Origin of the sequence: Claveliimonas sp. (genome assembly GCF_037273965.1) — a bacterium.
Classification (GTDB): domain Bacteria; phylum Bacillota; class Clostridia; order Lachnospirales; family Lachnospiraceae; genus Claveliimonas; species Claveliimonas bilis.
Genome location: NZ_JAYAZJ010000029.1, coordinates 1 through 16671 on the forward strand (window position 1 = coordinate 1; position 16671 = coordinate 16671).

Below are 16671 nucleotides of genomic sequence, written 5' to 3' on the forward strand. Positions count from 1 at the left end.
CTCCGCAAGAATTGTTCCGGAAAGCTGGCAGATTCTGGCAATCTGCTTTCCATTTGTCACCGGCATAATTCCCGGAAGTACCGGAATTGTAATTCCCTGCTCCCGAATACGGTACAGAAAATTGTAGAAGATATTATTATCAAAAAACATTTGCGTTGTCAGAAAATCTACTCCGCAGTCCACCTTCTTTTTCAGATTCCGGATATCATCTTTCTTATGTTCTGTGTCAACATGTCCCTCCGGGTAGCATGCTGCCCCGATACAAAAATCGCCCTGCTGCTTGATATCTTCAATCAACTCGCTTGCATATTTATAGTGATTCGGAAGAGGGAACTCTGTATCTGCCGGTATATCTCCCCGAAGAGCCAGTATATTTTCTATTCCCTTTTCTTTCAGATTTTCTATCACCGTATGTACTTCTTCTTTAGTAGAAGATACACAGGTCAAGTGTGCCAGGCTTGTTACATGGAAATCATCCTGGATCTGTGAAGCGATACTGGCTGTATTTTTGCTGGTTCCTCCGCCGGCGCCGTATGTCACGCTCATAAATGCCGGTTTCAGCGCTGCGATCTTCTCAGTAGCTCTTAAAACCGATTCATATCCGGCGTCTGTTTTTGGCGGAAATACCTCAAAGGAAATATGTACTTTCTCTTCTTTCAAAATATCTTTTATCTTCATGTCCGTCCTCTCCTAATGCTGTGTAATTTTTCTTTCATTTTTTCTTTCATTTTTTATTTCATTTTTATGGTTACAGTTCATCATAGAGCTGCTCATACTGTTTCGCTGAACTGTTCCATGAAAAATCTTTTTCCATGCCTCTTTCCACAATCTTATTCCAGTCCCTCTTGCGGTCATAGAAGATCCTTTGTGCATAGCGCACTGTGGCAAGCATTTCATGTGCATTATAATTCATAAAACTGAATCCTGTTCCGGTTTTCTCATATTCGTTATAAGGCTCTACCGTATCTTTCAGTCCGCCGGTTTCACGTACGATCGGCACTGTCCCGTATCGAAGGCTCATAAGCTGGCTTAAGCCGCATGGCTCAAACAGCGACGGCATGAGAAAAGCGTCGCAGGAAGCATAAATCTTGTGAGACATAGGCTCGGAATAATAAATATTGGCCGATACTTTTCCCGGGTATTTCCATGCAAAATGGCGGAACATATTCTCATACTGTGCTTCTCCGGTACCGAGAACCACGATCTGTACAGCATCCTGACAAAGCTCGTCCATCACACAGGAAATCAGATCAAATCCTTTCTGATCTGTCAGACGGGAAACAATACCGATCATCATAACATGATGATCCTGTTCCAGGTTCAGTTCCTGCTGCAGAGCCATTTTATTTTTGATCTTTTCTTTACGGAAATTATCTACCGAATAATTTCTTGCAATATGCTTGTCTGTCTCCGGATTGTAATCATCATAATCAATCCCGTTTACAATACCTGACAGACAGTTTGACCTGGCATTCATGAGACCGTCCAGCTTTTCTCCGTAGAACGGCATTTTAATTTCCTCTGCATAGGTATTACTTACAGTTGTAATGCGGTCTGCATAGACAATACCGCCCTTCAGATAATTTGCATCCTTATAGGCTTCCAGCTTGTCCGGTACAAAATAGTAGGGCGGAAGTCCTGTAATATCCTGTACCCTCTTTGTGTCCCATGTACCCTGGAATTTCAGGTTATGTATTGTCATGATGGTCTTGATTCCTCTGTAATATTCGTTCCCATAGCGGAAATTATCCAGATACACCGGCACAAGTCCTGTCTGCCAGTCATGACAGTGGATGATATCCGGACGGAAATCAATCACCGGAAGGGCCGAGAGCACTGCTTTTGAAAAGAATGCAAATTTTTCAATATCAGCATAAATATCTCCATAGGGAGCCCAGCCGCTGAAATAGTATTCATTATCTATAAAATAAAACGTTATCCCTTCATACTCCAACTCCAGAATCCCAACATATTCCGTTCTCCAGTTCAGATCCATGTAAAAATGTGTCCGATACTGCATCTGGTTTCTCCATTCTTCCTTGATGCAAAGATACTTCGGAAGCATCACCCGGACATCATATTTTTCTTTATCAAAATATTTCGGCAAAGAGCCGACTACATCTGCCAGTCCTCCCGTCTTTATAAACGGTACAGATTCTGACGCCGCAAAAAGTATTTTTTTCATGATCAAGATCCTCCCATCCTCACAATATACGCTATAAAAATATTATATCGTATTTTTTTTCAGATGAAAAGAGTTATCTGTTTTTATATTCCAGTCTGAGTGTGTCTGCAATAAGCGCAATAAACTCCGAATTGGTCGGTTTTCCCTTTCCATTGCTTACAGTATATCCAAACAGTTCATCCAGGGTATCCAGTTTTCCTCTGCTCCATGCCACCTCGATCGCATGGCGGATGGCTCTTTCTACTCTGCTCGCGGTGGTTTGATGGTGTTTTGCCACAGTGGGATACAATACTTTTGTCACCGCATTGAGCACATCCATATCTTCCACGGCCATCATAATAGCATCTCTAAGATAGTGATATCCTTTGATATGGGCCGGTATACCAATTTCATGGATCATATCAGTCACCCGGGTTTCCAGACTTACCTGCGGATCTTCTTCTTTAGAATGGCCGGCTTCGCTGATATGAGAAAATGCATTTGTCCCTTTCTGCCCCACCTGCTTGATCCTATCCAGTATCATCTCATTATTAAAAGGTTTCATCACATAGTACACTGCCCCTTTATTAAATGCATCTTCCGTAATTCTTTCCTGCCCCACAGCTGTTACTACAATAAAATTCGGTCTCTTTTTCAAGGTTTTGTCATGATTCACATGGTCCATCACACTTAGACCGTCCATCTTTGGCATGATCAGATCAAGAAGGACAACATCCGGCTCCTTTTCCTTTATGACACTGCACATGTCTTCCCCGTTATTTGCCTTTCCCACCAGATTTAACTCCCGGTCGCTGTTTATAATTTCGCCAAGCAGTTCCAGGATTCTTTCATTGTCGTCGGCGATCGCTACGCGAATCTCTCCCATTCCATAATCCTCCTATCTTTTTCTTGAAAAACTGTCAAGGAAAATTATAGAATCCACAAGTCGCGAAATCAAGAAATTAAGGTCGTAAAATCTCGACAGGGTTCTTCCATTTTCAGATTATTCGATATGTTTCAACATATCCTGTATAAAAATTCCGTATCCTTCTTTGGGGTTATTTACAAACACGTGCGTCACCGCTCCAACGATCTTATTGTCCTGAATGATGGGACTTCCACTCATCCCCTGCACAATTCCTCCAGTCAGCTCCAAAAGCTCTTTATCTGTCACTTCAATCTGCAGTTTTTTATTGGATTCTTTGGCGTTTTCGTCGACTTTTGTAATACGAATCTCATAATCTTTTACGCTGCCGCTTACTGCGCAGCGTACCACGGCTTCTCCTTCTTTCACCTCTGACTCGTCAAGAACCGGTTCCATGGGTGTGGTATCCGTAAAAAGCGTATCTACCCGGTCAAGTTTTCCGTATATTCCCTCACTTGTATTCTCCTGTATCGTCCCCAGAATATTATAATTATTGTACACGATAATTCCTTCCATGCCGCCCGGTGTTCCATTTTCTCCTTTCTGTATATCTTTGATGCTTGTGGTATACAAAAGACCGTCTGCTGCATTCAGAAGCTGCCCTGTATCTGTGTCGCGAATACCGTGTCCCAGAGCGCCGAACTGACTGTCGGCATTTAAAAATGTCACTGTGCCAAGTCCCTGTGCATTGTCTCTTACCCATATCCCGAGCTTATATTCGTTCCTTTCACACCGCACGGCTTTCATACGAATATCAATCTTTTGATTATTCCGCAGTACAGTCAGAACAATATCATCGCTTTCCAGAGCTGCCACCGCCTCGATCAGCTGGGATTTATTTTTAATCTCCTCGTCATCCAGGGCAATAATATAATCACCCTCTTTTACAAGATGAGCGGCCGGTTCATGTTCCTCTCCATCTTCACCGGTTACTCCTTCTGTTCCCAATACAAGAGCTCCTTCCGTTTCCAGGTAAATCCCCACCGGCATTCCTCCGGGAATCAAAAGCTCATTGGAAGTATCGGCCCCCACCTCTTTCTCCAAAGCTTTCTGATTTGTTCGGATCACATACCAGCTGCCTCCTACAGAAAAGGCAAATACCAGTATCATCACAATCATTCGTCTGTACCAAAATCTTCTCATACTGTCTCTCCACTATCCATCTGTCTTTTTTCATCGTATAGAAAAGTTCATTTCCTATGTTAGTATGCGAAGAAGGAAAACTTTTACACTGGTAAAAACTGGTATCCCCTCACTTTATATATCATATGTTACATCTCTTTCAGGATTTCCTCTGCAATTTCTATTTTCCGGACACAGCGGTCCATTGCCTTTCTTTCAATGTATCTGTGGGCGTCGGGTTCGCTCATTTTCCTTTGATCCACCAGGATCCATTTTGCACGGTCAATGGTGCGAAGCTCCTGCATCTTTTCTTTCAGCCGTCTGGATTCCTTTTCCATCCTCTTTATTTTCATCTGCAGAGCGCTCAGCATTTTAACCGCTATATACAGGTTCTGTTTTGTCGTCGGCTTGGGAAGCGCTATAATTCCATAATCTTCCACCTGACAGACAACCTGCTCGTACATTTCATTTTTTACAAGCAGAAGAATCCCCATATTGTGATGCTGCTCTGACAGATCAATTGCTGTGCGCACGCCAAAATCATCGGCCAGAGGTGTGTTTATAATAAGAATATCGTACATATGGCTGACACAGAGACGTTTGGCATCTCCGGCAGCCGCCGTGCATGATACATCCTTATATTGCGGCCCCGGAAATGTCTCTTTAAAGAGGTCAGCCATTTTTTCTGCCCTGGACACGATCAATATGCGGTATCTTTCTTTTTCTGTGAGCATGTCCTCTCTCCTTTTCTGATCGTTCTAGGCTTTCAAAGGTTTCTTGTATACTTCCAGGTAAGCTTCCGGTAAAACTTCTTTTATAAGCGGACTTGCACTTGCCGCATCCCATGCTTCACCTCTGCTCTCCGGCAGCTTTTTCAGATGGTCGGTTACTTCATTTCCGGCTCTGTAAAGGTTAACGTTCGCCGGCTCCATCAAAGGAAGATCATTCTCTATTCCATCCAGACCTGCATAGATCAAAAGGGCAAATGCCAGATATGGATTGGCTGTCGGATCCGGTGAGCGCAGCTCGATTCGTTTGCGGCCGTTTTTTACAGCCGGAATCCGGATTAACTGCGACCGGTTTTCCGGCGACCAGGTAATATATTTGGGTGCTTTCTTTTCCCCAAGTCTCATATAAGAATCTTCAGACGGATTTAAAAACAGAGTGATTTCCCGGATATGCTCCAAAATTCCGCTCATAAACTGCCTGTTATAATCCTCACCATCTTCGCTTTGTACCGACATGTTAATATGCATCCCGTTTCCTGCATATTCTTTCACCGGTTTTGGCGAAAAATCAGCGCTAAGCCCATTCCCCATTGCCGCTGTTCGCACGATCCATTTAAAAGAAGATGTGTTGTCAGCAGCGCTCAGAGCATCGCTGTACTGAAAATCAATCTCATTTTGCCCCGGTCCTTCCTCATGGTGAGAAGCTTCCGGCTCGATTCCCATATCAATCAGTGTAAAACAGATCTCCCGCCGTATATTTTCCCCTTTATCCTCCGGCGCAATATCCATATATCCTGCATGATCAAATGGAATTCTGGTAGGTCTTCCCTTTTCGTCTGTCTCAAACAGATAAAACTCTACTTCTGTGCCAAAGTAAACCGTCAGGCCTTTCTCTTTCGCCTTCTCTACAGCCTGCTTCAGAATGTATCTGCTGTCCTTTTCATATAAAGTACCGTCCGGATACCGGATGTCACAATACATCCTGGCCACTCTTCCCACAGACGGTCTCCACGGAAGAATGGAAAATGTAGATGGATCAGGATGGAGGAAAAGGTCGCTTTTCACTTCATCTCCAAAACCTTCCACTGCTGATGCATCAAAAGAAATTCCCTCCCGGAACGCTCTCTCCAGCTGTCCCGGCATAATGGAAATATTTTTCTGTATTCCGAATACATCAAAAAAGGCAAGTCGGATAAATTTCACATCCTCCTCGTCCACAAAATCCATGACCTTTTCATATTCATATGCACTCATAAAACCCTTCCTTTCACGGATAAAATAAAAAGGTATTCGTCCACAGGGCAAGCTGACCCCTTTTTGCCATCTTCCCCCGTGAAGAACACCTTTGCCCTTACTCTTTTTACTATAGGTGAAATATAACGGATTTCCTGTTATTTGTCAACTTTTGTCTGCCTCCGGCTAAAGATTGTATGGAAATAAATACATAGAAATCATTTGACAAACTTGCTTTTGAGCAGTATAGTCATAGGCATAGAAACGGCAAAGGCGCTGTTTTCCCTTCATGTAAGGGAAGGCGGCGCTTTTGTCGTTTCTGTTCTTTTACAAAGAAGTCTAAAGACTTTCTTCGTTTAATAACGTTAATAAAATGAAAAAGGAGATGCAGAGTATATGAGTACAGTTACAGAAAAATTCGGTTCCATGGTTTTCGATGAATCTGTCATGAAAGAGCGGCTTCCAAAAGAAACATTCCGCCAGCTGCAAAGAACAATGAAAGACGGAAGAAGCCTGGACATCAATATTGCAAATGTAGTTGCAAACGCCATGAAGGACTGGGCCATCGAAAAAGGCGTAACCCATTATACCCACTGGTTCCAGCCTATGACAGGAAGAACCGCTGAAAAGCATGACAGTTTTATTTCGCCTGACCAGGATGGAAAAGTGATCATGGAGTTCTCCGGCAAAGAACTGGTACAGGGCGAACCGGATGCTTCTTCCTTCCCTTCCGGAGGACTTCGGGCAACCTTTGAGGCCCGCGGGTATACTGCCTGGGATCCCACTGCTTATGCGTTCATTAAAAACGGCGTGCTTTGCATCCCCACTGCTTTCTGCTCCTACAGCGGCCATGCTCTTGACAAAAAGACCCCTCTTCTTCGCAGTATGCAGGCAATCAACCGCCAGGCTATGCGTGTAATCCGTCTGTTTGGGAACGAGGATGTAACTTCCGTCAAGACAACCGTAGGACCTGAGCAGGAATATTTCCTGGTAGATAAAAAATTTTACGAAAAACGAAAAGATCTCATCTACACAGGAAGAACACTTTTTGGCGCTCCTGCTCCAAAAGGGCAGGAACTGGAGGATCATTATTTCGGCACTATCAAATCCCGCGTCCAGGCCTATATGAAAGAACTCAATGAAGAATTATGGAAACTGGGTATTCTTGCCAAAACAGAACACAATGAGGTGGCTCCCGCTCAGCATGAACTGGCCCCCATTTTTACTACTACCAACATTGCGACCGACCATAACCAGCTGACTATGGAGCTGATGCAAAGGATTGCGAAAAAGCACGATCTTGTCTGTCTTCTTCACGAAAAGCCATTTGAAGGAATCAACGGAAGCGGAAAACACAACAACTGGTCTATTTCTACAGATACCGGCATGAACCTTCTGGAACCCGGAGACACTCCGTCTGAAAATGCCCAGTTTCTTCTGTTCCTGTGTGCAGTCATCAAAGCAGTAGATGAATATCAGGATCTTCTTCGTTTATCTGCCGCTTCCGCCGGAAACGACCACAGGCTGGGCGCAAATGAGGCTCCACCTGCCATCATTTCCATGTTCCTTGGCTCTGAACTGACTGATGTCCTTAATGCTATTGAAAAGGAAGAATCTTATGACGGACGGGAAAAAGAACTGATGCGGGTCGGCGTACATGTGCTTCCTAAATTCCCGAAAGATGCAACTGACCGGAACCGTACTTCTCCTTTTGCATTTACAGGAAATAAGTTCGAGTTCCGCATGCTGGGATCTTCTGAATCCATCTCCGGTCCCAACATCATCCTGAACACTGCAGTGGCGGAAGAACTGAAAGAATTTGCAGATATTCTGGAAGGTGCCGACGATTTTGACCTCACACTCCATGATCTGATCCGCAAGACAATCCGGGATCACAAACGCATCATTTTCAATGGAAACGGTTATGATGATGCGTGGATCAAAGAAGCTGAAAAACGGGGACTTTTAAACTTACGTACAACTCCAGATGCCCTGCCCCGCTTTTTGGATGAGAAAAATATCCGGCTTTTTACCTCTCACAAAGTATTCAGCAAAGAAGAAATGGAAGCACGGTATGAAATTTTAATGGAAAACTATGTCAAAGTTCTGCATATTGAAGCCCTTACTATGGCAGATATGGCAGAAAAGGATATTCTTCCTGCTGTGTCCGTTTACTGTCATTCCATGACAGATGCGGTCCTCGCCAAACAATCGCTCGGCGCTGACATAGATTGCAGCTATGAGTATACATCCGTTAAAAAGCTTTCTAGTCTGACTGCTTCTGCCTACATGAAACTGGAGAGTTTGAAAACTGTATTGGAAGAAGCAGAAGGAATCTCTGATTTTGAGAAAGAGGCCTTCCATTACCGCGATTTTGTTATTCCGGCAATGGAAAAACTCCGGACAGATATCGATGCGCTGGAATCTATGACTGCATCTTCCGCATGGCCATTCCCGTCTTACGGGGAGCTTTTGTTCGGCATTTTATAAAAATAAGTTCCTGGAGGTTACTGTTATGTGTTCAATTATGGGCTATTGTACAGCCGATGCTGATTATGATTTATTTAAGGAGGGATTTGACCGTACGATTTCCCGTGGTCCTGACGACAGCAGGATCACAGATACCGGCTTTGGACTTCTTGGTTTTCACAGACTTGCAATTATGGGACTTACGGGAGAAGGGATGCAGCCCTTCTCCCTTTCCCGCCATTATCTTGTATGCAACGGGGAGATTTACGGCTTCCGTTCTTTAAAGAAAAAACTGGAAACAAAAGGATACACATTTAAAAGTGACAGCGATTGTGAAATCCTTCTTCCCCTTTATGAGGAGTACGGCACTGATATGTTTCGCATGCTGGACGCCGAGTATGCCCTCGTCCTTTTTGACGGAAACACGCACTCCTATCTGGCTGCAAGGGATCCTATCGGTATACGTCCCCTCTATTACGGGTATGATAAAAAGGGCGCCATTGTTTTTGCCAGTGAGCCCAAAAATCTTATAGGAATCGCAGACCACATCCTTCCGTTTCCTCCCGGTCATTATTATAAAGACGGCAAATTTGTCTGTTACCGTGACATGACAAAAGTCCCTTCCGTCTGTCTGGATGACACAGAAACTGTCTGCCGGAATATTCATGACAAATTAACAGAAGGAATCCGGAAAAGACTGGATTCGGACGCACCTCTCGGCTTTCTGTTGAGCGGAGGACTGGATTCTTCCCTGGTCTGCGCCATTTCCGCCCGCATACTGGATCGTCCTATCCGCACCTTTGCCATCGGCATGAGCGAGGACGCTATTGATCTGAAATATGCAAAAGAAGTGGCTGACCACATTAGAAGCGAGCATACGGAAATCATCATCACAAAAGAGGATGTTATCTCTTCTCTGCCTGATGTGATCCAGGCTCTTGGCACATTTGACATTACAACGATCCGCGCATCTGTCGGCATGTATCTGATCTGCAAGGCAATCCATGAAACTACCGATATCCGTGTCCTGATGACCGGAGAAATATCTGATGAGCTGTTCGGCTATAAATATACGGATTTTGCCCCTTCCAAAGAGGCCTTTCAGGAGGAGTCCGCAAAAAGAATAAGGGAACTTCATATGTACGATGTCTTAAGAGCTGACCGCTGCATCAGCGTCAACTCTATGGAAGCAAGGGTTCCCTTCGGCGATCTGGACTTTGTTTCCTATGTAATGTCTGTCGATCCCGCTAAAAAGATGAATATCTATCAGAAAGGAAAATATCTCCTCCGCCATGCTTTTGAAGGCGACTATCTTCCCTATGATATTCTCATGCGTGAAAAGGCTGCATTCTCAGACGCTGTCGGTCATTCCCTGGTAGATTATCTGAAAGAATATGCCGAAAACTCTTATACAGATGACGAGTTTGAAAAAAAATGCAAAACATTTACACATGCTGCGCCTTTCACTAAGGAATCTCTTCTGTACCGGGAGATTTTCGAACAATTCTATCCCGGTCAGGGCGAAATGATCAAAGATTTCTGGATGCCCAACCGTTCCTGGAAAGGCTGTGATGTGGATGATCCCTCCGCAAGGGTACTTTCCAATTATGGTGCCAGCGGTATATAAAAATAAAAGGAGTTTACTATGAAACAAAATCAATCAAACCTCTATCAAGATCGTTTTGAACACGATGCCTGCGGTATCGGTGCCGTTGTCAGTATTGACGGTATTCAAGAACATAAAGTCCTGGATGATGCTCTTACGATTGTAGAGAAATTGGAGCACCGTGCCGGGAAAGACGCAACGGGTCAGGTCGGTGACGGAGTGGGAATACTCACACAGATTTCCCACTCCTTTTTTAAAAAAGCTGCTTCTTCGCTGGGAATCAGTCTTGGAAAAGCCGGTGATTACGGAGTCGGCATGTTCTTTTTTCCGCAGGATACGTTAAAACGCAATTTTTCGCGCAAAATGTTTGAAGTCATATTGCAAAAAAACAGCCTGCATTTACTTGGCTGGAGAAAGGTTCCTGTCCATCCGGAAATCCTGGGAGATTATGCAAGAGAGAGAATGCCCTATATCACACAGTGTTTTATTGAGCGCCCGAAAAACTGCCCGGCCGGACTGCCCTTCGACCGCCTTCTATACATTGCGAGACGGGAATTTGAACAAAGCTGTGAGGATACCTATGTGGCTTCTTTATCCTCCCGGACAATCGTATATAAGGGCATGTTCCTTGTAGGCCAGCTTCGCCGCTTCTATGACGATATGCAGGATCCCTGCTATCAGACGGCCATCGCTATGGTCCACTCACGTTTTTCAACCAATACAACCCCCAGCTGGGAGCGGGCTCATCCTAACCGGCTGATCCTCCATAACGGGGAGATCAATACCATACGGGGCAATGCGGACCGTATGCTGGCAAGGGAAGAAACCATGCATTCTCCCGTGATCTCTGACAACATTGACAAAGTGCTCCCTGTGATCAACAGCAGCGGTTCCGACTCTGCCATGCTGGACAATACCTTAGAGTTTCTCTACATGAACGGCATGGAACTTCCTCTGGCTGTCATGATCACGATTCCGGAACCGTGGAAGCATGACCGGTATATGGATTCCTCCAAAAAAGATTTCTATCATTATTATGCCACCATGATGGAACCCTGGGACGGACCGGCTGCTATCCTTTTCTCTGACGGTGACATTATGGGCGCTATACTGGATCGGAACGGTCTTCGTCCCTCCCGCTATTATATTACAGACGACCGCCATCTGATCCTTTCTTCCGAGGTTGGCGTACTGGATATTCCATCCGAGCATATTGTGGAAAAATCCAGGCTTCAGCCCGGACGAATCCTCCTGGTGGACACGAAACAGAAACGGGTCATCTCTGACGAGGAATGCAAAAACTATTATGCCTCCCGCCAGCCTTACGGGGAATGGCTGGATCTGAACCTTTTATATCTGAAAGATATTCCCACTCCTAACAAGAAGGTTCCTACCTATGATCAGCACAGACGGGATCAGCTCTATAAAGTATTTGGCTACACTTATGAAGATATCAAAAACGTGCTTCTTCCCATGGCTCAAAATGCTTCTGAAGCGATCGCATCTATGGGAACGGACATTCCTCTTGCCGTACTTTCCAGGAAACACCCTCCTCTTTCCCACTATTTTAAGCAGCTGTTTGCACAGGTAACAAATCCTCCTATCGATTCTCTTCGAGAAGAAATCGTTACCGATACCACTGTTTATATCGGATCGGACGGTAACTTACTGGAAGAATCCAGTGAAAACTGTACAGTTCTGGAGGTACAAAATCCTATCCTGACCGGCGTTGACCTGATGAAGATCAAATCGCTGGATCGCCCCGGCTTTAAAAGCGCTGTCATTTCTCTTTTATACTTTAAAAACACATCGCTGGATCGGGCTTTGGATCAGCTTTTTGTCAGCTGTGACCGGGCCTATACAAAGGGGGCAAATATTCTCATTCTCTCCGACCGTGGCGTGGATGAAAATCATGTAGCCATTCCTTCTTTACTGGCTGTCTCTGCCATGGAGCAGCATCTTGTGCGCACAAAGAAAAGGACAGCTGTTTCCATCATTCTGGAAAGCGCTGAACCAAGAGATGTGCATCAGTTTGCAGCAATCCTGGGCTACGGCGCAAGAGCAGTACACCCCTATCTGGCTCACGAATGTATTTCAGAAATGATCGACAAAGGTGTGCTGGACAAAGACTACCACACAGCCATCCATGATTACAATGAAGCTATCCTTCACGGCATTGTCAAAATCGCGGCGAAAATGGGAATTTCCACCCTTCAGTCTTATCAGTCTGCCCAGATTTTTGAAGCCGTGGGAATCAGCCGGGAGGTCATTGACCGCTATTTCACCAACACTGTAAGCCGTGTGGGCGGAATCGGCCTGAAGGAAATCAATGAGGATGTCATTGCACGGCACAACCATGCCTTTGACCCCCTGGGTCTGGGTGTGGATACCACTTTGGACAGTACCGGCTTCCACCGTTTAAGAACCGGCGATGACAAAGAAGATCACCTCTATAATCCGGCTGTTATCGTCGCTCTGCAGCAGGCAGTCCAAACTGGAGATTACAAACGCTTCAAGGAATATACTGCCATGGTAGATGATGAAAATAAACCGCATACACTCCGAGGACTTCTTAAATTTCAGTATCCGGAAAACGGCGGGATTCCCATTGAAGAGGTGGAGCCTGCATCCGAAATTGTAAAACATTTTAAAACCGGAGCAATGTCCTACGGCTCTATCTCCGAAGAAGCCCACGAATGTCTGGCAATCGCCATGAACCGCCTGGGCGGAAAATCTAACTCCGGTGAAGGCGGCGAAAAACCGGAACGGCTGGGCACAGAAAAAAACAGCGCCATCAAGCAGGTCGCTTCAGGACGATTTGGAGTCACCAGCGAATATCTGGTCAGCGCCAAAGAAATTCAGATCAAAATGGCACAGGGCGCAAAGCCCGGCGAAGGCGGACATCTGCCCGGTAAAAAGGTATATCCGTGGATTGCCAAGACCAGGCACTCTACCCCCGGTGTATCCCTGATCTCGCCTCCGCCTCATCACGATATTTATTCCATTGAAGATCTGGCGCAGCTTATTTATGATCTGAAAAATGCAAACCGGAAAGCACGTATCGCCGTGAAACTTGTCTCCGAGGCAGGCGTCGGCACCATTGCATCCGGTGTTGCAAAGGCAGGCGCACAGGTTGTCCTTATCTCAGGCCACGACGGAGGTACGGGCGCCGCTCCCCAAAGCTCCATCCACCATGCAGGACTGCCCTGGGAACTGGGACTGGCCGAAACTCATCAGACGCTGATCCGAAACCATTTAAGAAGCCGTGTCATCCTTGAAACGGACGGCAAACTCATGAGCGGCCGGGATGTTGCCATCGCATCTCTTCTTGGTGCAGAGGAATTTGGATTTGCCACCGCACCCCTTGTTACACTGGGCTGCATGATGATGCGCGTCTGCAATCTGGACACCTGTCCTGTCGGTGTGGCTACACAGAATGAATGTCTGCGGAAGCGTTTCCGCGGGAAACCGGAATATGTCATGAATTTTATGCTGTTTATTGCAGAGGAATTACGAGAGATCATGGCAAAACTTGGCTTTGCAACTCTCGCTGAAATGACAGGTCATACAGAATGCCTGACTATGCGTCATGAACCGGACGGTTCCTCCCGCCGCGGCATTGATCTGTCCCGCATTCTCTCCTCCTTCCCAGAAGAAAGTGCGATCCATTTTCATCCGGAAGATGTTTATAACTTTGAACTGGAAAAAACCATTGATGAATCCATCTTACTGCCCCGCTTTGCAAAGGCACTGAAAACAGGCAAAAAGCACAGTGAATCCATCCAGGTGAACAGTGTAAACCGTACTGTCGGCACGATTCTCGGTTCTGTCATTACAGAAAACTTCCAGGATACGCTGAAAGAAGACACCTTCACTGTACACTGTCAGGGCGGAGGCGGACAGTCCTTTGGCGCTTTTATCCCAAAAGGCCTGACCCTTACTTTGGAGGGTGACGCCAATGATTATTTCGGCAAGGGACTCTCCGGCGGAAAACTGGTTGTCTATCCGCCCAAGGGAAGCACCTTTTCTGCTTCTGAAAATATTATTATCGGAAATGTTGCTCTCTACGGGGCCACTTCCGGGAAAGCTTATGTATGCGGCGTAGCCGGAGAACGTTTCTGTGTCCGCAACTCAGGGGCCACAGCAGTATCCGAAGGCTGCGGCGACCACGGTCTGGAATATATGACCGGCGGATGTGCAGTGATCCTGGGACCAACCGGGAAAAACTTTGCCGCCGGAATGAGCGGGGGCATTGCCTATGTCCTGGATCTTGAACATCAGCTTTATAAGAAACTGAACAAAGAAATGGTTACCATGTCCGAAGTGACAGAAAAGCATGATATTGCAGAATTAAAAAATATTTTGAAGGATTATGAAAAAGAGACTTCCTCTCTTCTTGCCAGAGATATCCTGGAACACTTTGACGCTTATCTTCCGGGATTTAAGAAAATCCTTCCCAATGATTATCAAAAGATGCTTCATGCGATCAGCAAATATGAAGAAAAAGGGCTCTCACACGAGGATGCCGCACTGGAAGCATTCTATGAAATCCAGAAATAAGCCGAAGGAGGAACTGATCTTATGGGAAAACCAACTGGTTTTTTAGAATATCAACGAACAGAAAATCCATCCTCTGCTCCAAAAGAGCGGATTCAGGATTATCATGAATTTCATCCGCCCCTTTCCGCAGAAGAACGTCAAAAACAGGGGGCGCGCTGTATGAACTGCGGCGTTCCCTTCTGCCAGTCCGCCCTTGTCCTTAAGGGAATGGTTACAGGCTGTCCTCTTCACAACCTGATCCCGGAGTGGAACGATGAAGTCTATCACGGAAATTTTTCACAGGCTCTTTGGCGCCTTAGAAAAACAAACAATTTCCCGGAATTTACCGGACGCGTATGTCCTGCGCTCTGCGAAAAAGCCTGCATATGCGGTCTGAATGATGATCCGGTTACCATTAAAGACAATGAACTTTTCATCATCGAAACCGGCTTTGCATCAGGAAATATGCAGCCTGTCATTCCGCCCGTACGCACCGGAAAAACCGTAGCCGTCATCGGCAGCGGTCCTGCAGGGCTTGCCGTTGCTGATCAGCTGAATCAACGTGGGCATCAGGTTACTGTATTCGAACGGGAAGACCGTCCCGGCGGACTTCTTATGTACGGCATTCCAAATATGAAGCTGGATAAATCTATCGTGCTCCGTCGTCTCTCTCTTATGGAGACAGAAGGGATCCGCTTTGTTACAAATGCAGATGTAGGGAAAAATATAGACGCAAAAAAAATCCTGAAAGATTATGATGCCGTTGTCCTTTGCTGCGGCTCCAAAAAGCCGCGGGATCTGGCCGGTGAAAACCGCCAGGTAAAAGGAATTCATTTTGCCGTGGACTTCCTGACTGCCGCCACCAAACATCTGATGGATCAGACATCTCCCATCTCTGCCAAAGGGAAAAAGGTAGTCATTGTAGGAGGCGGTGATACCGGGAACGACTGTGTCGGCACCTGCATCCGCCAGGGCTGCACCTCTGTCACCCAGATTGAAATGATGCCGAAACTTCCGGATGAACGCCTGGCATCCAATCCATGGCCTGAATGGCCCAGGATCTGTAAGACAGATTACGGTCAGGAAGAAGCCTGTGCTCTCTTCGGACATGATCCCCGTATATATGAGACAACAGTCAAAGAATTTTTATCCGACGAAAAAGGCCATCTGACAGGCATTCGCACAGTCAAAGTCCGGTTTGAAAACGGTAAGATGACAGAAGTAAAAGACAGTGAACAGATCATAGAAGCTGATCTTCTGCTCATTGCAGCCGGCTTTACCGGATGTGAGGATTATATCACTGACGCATTTCAACTGGAGCGCACAGCCCGGGGCACGATTTCCACTGCCCCCTCCTCTTTTGCAGCCGGCAAAGAAAAAGTATTCACAGCCGGGGATGTGCGCCGCGGCCAGTCACTCGTTGTCTGGGCCATCGCTGAAGGCCGGCAGTGCGCCCGTGAGGTGGATCAGTATCTGATGGGATATACGAATATGTAGATTATAGTAAACAACTCCGGCTCACAAAGAGCTGGAGTTATTTTTTGCCTTACCTGTTATACAGCTGTCTTGCCTTCGGAAATCCACTTCTGAACCATACCAATGCTCTCTTTTACTACCGCTGCGATCTGCTCCACCGGCATGCCCAAATTAGCCATAGATAAAACAGTTTCCTGTTTCATTTCCATTTTTCCTTTCTCCAGTCCTCTCTCAATTCCTTCATTGTAAATCTCATCCATCTCACGACACATACTGTACACTCCTTCCGGCGTTTCCTTTAACTCCCTGACACGCTCTGCCAGAATCTCACTAAACATTTCGTCTGCAGTTCTGCATTGCAGATCATACATCAAGCGCCCCAATGCTGTCTCTTTATCCTTGATTTTTG

The 16671-nt window shown here is 45.9% G+C and carries 10 protein-coding genes and 1 pseudogene; 4 read left to right on the top strand and 7 right to left on the bottom strand.

The annotated features are described in order from the left end of the window. The 6 genes from WJ238_RS01085 to WJ238_RS01110 form a co-directional block, all read right to left on the bottom strand. Window positions 1–678: methylenetetrahydrofolate reductase (locus tag WJ238_RS01085; protein ID WP_337605920.1), on the bottom strand; the 678-nt coding region annotated here is incomplete at its 3' end. Window positions 679–748: 70 nt separating this feature from the next. Beyond that, the gene (gene glgA / locus WJ238_RS01090) at window positions 749–2185 is read right to left on the bottom strand and encodes a glycogen synthase GlgA (RefSeq protein WP_230106006.1); all 1437 of its coding nucleotides are present in this window, start codon (window positions 2183–2185) and stop codon (window positions 749–751) included. A gap of 73 nt (window positions 2186–2258) precedes the next feature. Beyond that, window positions 2259–3050: a sporulation transcription factor Spo0A gene (spo0A, locus tag WJ238_RS01095; RefSeq protein WP_256193581.1), complete on the bottom strand. Its 792-nt coding sequence runs from the start codon at window positions 3048–3050 to the stop codon at window positions 2259–2261. Window positions 3051–3167: 117 nt separating this feature from the next. Further along, window positions 3168–4232, bottom strand: coding sequence for a SpoIVB peptidase (spoIVB, locus tag WJ238_RS01100; protein WP_316270366.1), 1065 nt, complete (start codon window positions 4230–4232; stop codon window positions 3168–3170). Window positions 4233–4360: 128 nt separating this feature from the next. Beyond that, complete coding sequence (locus WJ238_RS01105; RefSeq protein ID WP_316264725.1) at window positions 4361–4945, bottom strand: ANTAR domain-containing response regulator; 585 nt, start codon at window positions 4943–4945, stop codon at window positions 4361–4363. Window positions 4946–4969: 24 nt separating this feature from the next. After that, window positions 4970–6193, bottom strand: coding sequence for a glutamine synthetase family protein (locus tag WJ238_RS01110; RefSeq protein ID WP_316270364.1), 1224 nt, complete (start codon window positions 6191–6193; stop codon window positions 4970–4972). A gap of 375 nt (window positions 6194–6568) precedes the next feature. Here WJ238_RS01110 and WJ238_RS01115 point away from each other — a divergent pair, with 375 nt between their 5' ends. Genes WJ238_RS01115 through gltD form a run of 4 tightly spaced genes read left to right on the top strand, consistent with a single transcriptional unit; the run spans window position 6569 to window position 16283 of the window. Next, a complete protein-coding gene (locus WJ238_RS01115) occupies window positions 6569–8662 on the top strand; it encodes a glutamine synthetase III family protein (RefSeq protein ID WP_230106001.1) in 2094 nt (697 codons plus the stop codon). A 25-nt stretch (window positions 8663–8687) separates the two neighbouring features. After that, on the top strand, window positions 8688–10268 hold the full coding sequence (asnB, locus tag WJ238_RS01120; RefSeq protein WP_316270361.1) for an asparagine synthase B: 1581 nt from the start codon (window positions 8688–8690) through the stop codon (window positions 10266–10268). A gap of 18 nt (window positions 10269–10286) precedes the next feature. Next, window positions 10287–14807, top strand: coding sequence for a glutamate synthase large subunit (gene gltB, locus WJ238_RS01125; RefSeq protein WP_337605921.1), 4521 nt, complete (start codon window positions 10287–10289; stop codon window positions 14805–14807). Window positions 14808–14828: 21 nt separating this feature from the next. Continuing rightward, on the top strand, window positions 14829–16283 hold the full coding sequence (gltD, locus tag WJ238_RS01130; protein ID WP_337605922.1) for a glutamate synthase subunit beta: 1455 nt from the start codon (window positions 14829–14831) through the stop codon (window positions 16281–16283). Window positions 16284–16339: 56 nt separating this feature from the next. Here the strand turns inward: gltD and WJ238_RS01135 are convergent. Further along, window positions 16340–16671 (bottom strand): annotated as a pseudogene (locus WJ238_RS01135) (hypothetical protein); the annotation flags it as partial.

Coding starts and splice junctions, on each gene's coding strand:
- spo0A (WP_256193581.1), bottom strand. CDS start 3,050: ATGGGAGAGATTCGCGTAGCGATCGCCGACGACAATGAAAGAATCCTG.
- WJ238_RS01115 (WP_230106001.1), top strand. CDS start 6,569: ATGAGTACAGTTACAGAAAAATTCGGTTCCATGGTTTTCGATGAATCT.
- WJ238_RS01105 (WP_316264725.1), bottom strand. CDS start 4,945: ATGCTCACAGAAAAAGAAAGATACCGCATATTGATCGTGTCCAGGGCA.
- gltD (WP_337605922.1), top strand. CDS start 14,829: ATGGGAAAACCAACTGGTTTTTTAGAATATCAACGAACAGAAAATCCA.
- spoIVB (WP_316270366.1), bottom strand. CDS start 4,232: ATGAGAAGATTTTGGTACAGACGAATGATTGTGATGATACTGGTATTT.
- asnB (WP_316270361.1), top strand. CDS start 8,688: ATGTGTTCAATTATGGGCTATTGTACAGCCGATGCTGATTATGATTTA.
- gltB (WP_337605921.1), top strand. CDS start 10,287: ATGAAACAAAATCAATCAAACCTCTATCAAGATCGTTTTGAACACGAT.
- WJ238_RS01110 (WP_316270364.1), bottom strand. CDS start 6,193: ATGAGTGCATATGAATATGAAAAGGTCATGGATTTTGTGGACGAGGAG.
- glgA (WP_230106006.1), bottom strand. CDS start 2,185: ATGAAAAAAATACTTTTTGCGGCGTCAGAATCTGTACCGTTTATAAAG.